Genomic DNA, 635 nt, shown 5'->3' with positions numbered 1-635 from the left:
GTTTAGCCATTACGTTGTGTACAATTAAGATGATAATGAAACGATACCTAAACTTATCACTCTTACTATTACTTATGATTGGTAGTTGTAAAGTAAAACAATTACAATTTAAGAGAATAAATATTAGTGATAATAAATATGGTTTAGAATGTAGTTATTTCAAAGGAACAATCTTCACAGAAAAATACCCTTTCCCTGAATATTTAGTTTTCAATTCAAGTGTAACTTTTTGGACACCATCCAATTTAGAGATTTCAGATATTGAAAATAAATTAAGTCAAAGAATACATAAATTATCTAAAAACAACCCATTTAATGGTGTTAATGATTGTCCTAAAATTCATAAAAATCTAAATAATTACTATCGTCAATATGTTAGCTTTATTAATAACAAAGGTGATAAAATTATTCAAATATCCTTTTTTTGGGATAAAAATAAAACTCGATATAATTTAAATGAAGACTATATGGAAATTTTTGACGGTTGTAGTTACTATTGGAGAATTAATTACAATATTGATACAGGGGAATTTTTTGGTCTAAGTATCAATGGAATAGCATAAAAAGTACACAACACCAGCTAAAACTCCATGTCTCGGGTGACTCACCCTCACACGTAGTTTAGCCATTATGTT

The 635-nt window shown here is 27.2% G+C and carries 1 protein-coding gene; it reads left to right on the top strand.

Translation table 11 applies throughout. From position 1 onward, the window contains the following. A partial coding sequence (locus HGP29_RS28440; RefSeq protein ID WP_211093471.1) for a hypothetical protein occupies positions 1-563 on the top strand: 563 nt, incomplete at its 5' end. Positions 564-635: the final 72 nt, after the last annotated feature.

It is taken from the genome of Flammeovirga agarivorans, from assembly GCF_012641475.1.
GTDB classification, from domain to species: domain Bacteria; phylum Bacteroidota; class Bacteroidia; order Cytophagales; family Flammeovirgaceae; genus Flammeovirga; species Flammeovirga agarivorans.
The sequence above is the reverse complement of the archived record's forward strand: the minus strand, read 5'-3'. Positions and strand labels throughout refer to the sequence as shown.